This window comes from Kineococcus indalonis (genome assembly GCF_009906395.1).
In the GTDB taxonomy this organism is placed as follows: domain Bacteria; phylum Actinomycetota; class Actinomycetes; order Actinomycetales; family Kineococcaceae; genus Kineococcus; species Kineococcus indalonis.
The window spans coordinates 1-3,062 of record NZ_JAAALM010000491.1 but is presented as its reverse complement, the minus strand read 5'-3'; the positions used below and the strand labels follow the sequence as shown (position 1 = coordinate 3,062).

Genomic DNA, 3,062 nt, shown 5'->3' with positions numbered 1-3,062 from the left:
ACCGCCAGCAGCTGCGCGAACGGCCCCGCGGTGGCGGCCAGCCGCGCGCGCGGGCCGTGCTGCACCAGGCGCCCGCCGTCCAGGACGGCCACCGCGTCCGCGCGGCGGGTGGTGCTCAGCCGGTGCGCGATCAGCAGCCCCGTGCGCCCGGCCAGCAGCCGCTCGGCGGCCGCGGTGACGCGCTGCTCGGTGACCGGGTCCATCCGCGCGGTGGCCTCGTCCAGCACGACCACCCGCACGTCGCGCACCAGCAGGCGCGCGAACGCCACCAGCTGCTCCTCCCCCGCCGACAGCGTCGTGCCGCCCGGGCCCAGCGGGGTGTCCAGGCCCTCGGGCAGGGAGCGCACCCACGCGCCCAGCCCCAGCGCGTCCACCGCCTCCTCCACCGCCGCGCGCGGCGCCCCGCCGCCCAGGGCGATGTTCTCCGCCAGCGTCGCGGCCAGCAGCTCCGTGCGCTGGGTGACCACGCCGACCGCCCGGCGCAGGGCCTGCAGGTCCAGCTCGCGCACGTCGCGACCGCCGACGAGCACCGCGCCGCGCGGCGGCTCCACCGCGCGGGAGAACAGCGCCGCCAGCGTCGACTTGCCCGAGCCGCTGCGCCCCACCAGCGCGCACGTCGTGCCCGCGGGCACGTGCAGGTCCACGCCGCGCAGCGCGAAGCCCCCGCCCGGGTAGGAGAAGTCCAGCCCGCGCACCCGCAGCGGCAGCGGCCCCGCCGGCAGCGGGTCGCCGCCGGCCGGCTCCGGCGGCGCCGTCAGCAGCGCCCGCGTGCGCTGCAGCGCCCCCAGCCCCGCCTGCACCTCCGGCAGCCGGTCGGCGACCTCGGTGAGGTCGCCGACGAAGCCCGCCAGCAGCAGCCACGTCGTCACCAGCGCCGCCACGCCCAGCTCACCGCGCAGCACCAGCGCCACACCGCCCACCGCCAGCACCACCAGCAGCGAGGACAGCACCAGCGCGGTGCGCAGCCCCACCGCGGAGGCCGCCCGGCTCGTGGCCCACACCGCCCGCAGCACCGCCGCGGACCCCTCCGCGCAGCGGCGCAGCACGTGCGCGCGCCCCAGGCTGGAGCGCACGTCGTCGCGCCCGGCGACGGCCTCCTCCAGCTGCGCGGCGTGGTCCGTCCAGGCGACCTCCTCGACGACCTTGCGGCGGGCGACCTCCCGCGTCAGCGGCCGCGCCACCAGCAGCGCGGCGGCCGCCGCCAGGGGGAACGCGATCCACGCCGGCCACCACGTCAGCCCGGCCACCACCCACGCCAGCGACGAGCGCAGCAGCGCGCGCGCCAGCCGCCACCCGGTCTCGCGCAGCAGCCGCGCCAGCTGGCGCGGGTCGTCGTCGACGCGGTCGATGACCTCCCCGACGGCCTGCTCGGCCAGCACCGGCAGCGGCTGCGCCAGCGCCGCGTCCAGCAGGTCCGCGCGCAACCGGCCCTCCGCGCGCCCCACGCGGGTGGCGAACACCGCGCGGCCGGCGGTGTCCAGCACCCCGGCGCCCACCAGCAGCACCGCCAGGGCCACCACCAGCGCCGGGCTCGGCTCGTCGGCCAGGCGGCCGGTGACGACCGTGCCCAGCGTCTCGCCGACGGCGGCCAGCACCGCCAGCACGCCCGCGACCACCGCGCCGGGCCCGGCGAGCCGGGCGGCGGTGAGGGTGCGGCCGGCCGGCGGCGGGACCGCGCGCCCGGGGGCGCCGCGGTCCCCCGCGCGCTGCGGCGGGGCCTGCTGGGGGGTGCTCACCGTCCGACGCTAGCGACGCCGCGCGGTGCGCCTCCTCCCCTTTTCCGCCCGCCCGCGCGCCGCGCCCGTCAGGCGGCCTGGGCCAGGTACTCGTCCCAGCGCGGGTCGGCCTGCTCCGCGCCGCGCACCGCCCACGACGCCCCCCGCGGCGCGGTCGGGCGGAACGGCAGCGACCAGCCCATCTCCTCCGGGGTGCGGTCGCCCTTGGCGTTGTTGCAGCGCACGCAGCAGGCCACGAGGTTCTCCCACGTGTCCGGCCCGCGGCGGCTGCGCGGCAGCACGTGGTCCACGGTCGTGGCGTGGCCGCGGCAGTACGCGCAGCGCTGGTGGTCGCGGCGCAGCACGCCCCGGCGGCTGACCGGCACCACGGTGCCCCGCGGCACCCGCACGTAGCGGGTCAGCAGGATCACCGAGGGGCGTTCCAGGCTCACCGTGGCGCCCACGACGGGATCTGCGTCGGCCAGCACGATCGACGCCTTCCCCGCCAGGACCAGGACGAGCGCGCGGCGGAAGGACACCACCGCGAGCGGTTCGTAGCCGGCGTTCAGCACGAGGGTTCGCACAACCACCTCCACGGACGACGAGAGGCGCCGTCCCCGGTGGGGACGGCGCCTCTGGGAGCGACGACGTGCGCGGCGGGATGCACGTGCTGGCGCACGTGCGCGCACCGGCGCACCGCGGGTACCCCCACTGTCATCGGGGGCAGGGCCGGGCCGGGTGTGGTGGAGCGGGAGCGCCCCTGGCGCGCGCGGCTGGACACGTCGCTCCCCTCCTCCCGTCGTCGTGACGGCACTGTACGTCGCGCGGGCGCGGGGGGACACGTCTTTGGCGCCGGGGGCGCCGGACGTGACGCGAGCGTGACACGCCGGGCCCCGCGCACCGGGCCCCGCGCACCGGGCCCCGCGCACGCCCAGCAGCGCGCCGCCCGGGCGGGGACGACGACGGGCCCGGCACCCCCGAGGTGCCGGGCCCGCGGTGCCGCGGCGGTGCCGCGGTGCGTGCTGGTGGGTCGCGTCAGGCGACGGGCGCCACGCGGCCGAAGGTGACCGCGCTGCTCCAGATGGAGCGCAGCTGCACGGGCTTGCCGGCGCGCGGGGCGTCCCACATCTGGTTGCCGCCGGCGAAGATGCCCACGTGGTAGGCGCGGCCGCCGTCGGTGAAGAAGACCAGGTCGCCGGGGACGGCCTGGGCGCGGGAGATGCGCTGGCTGGCGCCGAGCTGCGCGTTGGCCGTGCGGGGCAGGGAGACGCCCACCTGGCGCATGACGTAGCTGGTGTAGCCGGAGCAGTCGAAGCCGGCCGGGGTGGTGCCGCCGTAGACGTAGGG

General features: G+C 79.2%; 3 protein-coding genes. All 3 read right to left on the bottom strand.

Annotated elements, in window-relative coordinates:
- The coding region (locus GTR00_RS17920; protein ID WP_166612939.1) for an ABC transporter ATP-binding protein at positions 1–1,736 on the bottom strand (1,736 nt) is incomplete at its 3' end.
- Between the two features lie 68 nt (positions 1,737–1,804).
- On the bottom strand, positions 1,805–2,299 hold the full coding sequence (locus GTR00_RS17915; protein ID WP_166612938.1) for an HNH endonuclease: 495 nt from the start codon (positions 2,297–2,299) through the stop codon (positions 1,805–1,807).
- 451 nt (positions 2,300–2,750) lie between these two features.
- The coding region (locus GTR00_RS17910) for a C40 family peptidase (RefSeq protein ID WP_166612937.1) at positions 2,751–3,062 on the bottom strand (312 nt) is incomplete at its 5' end.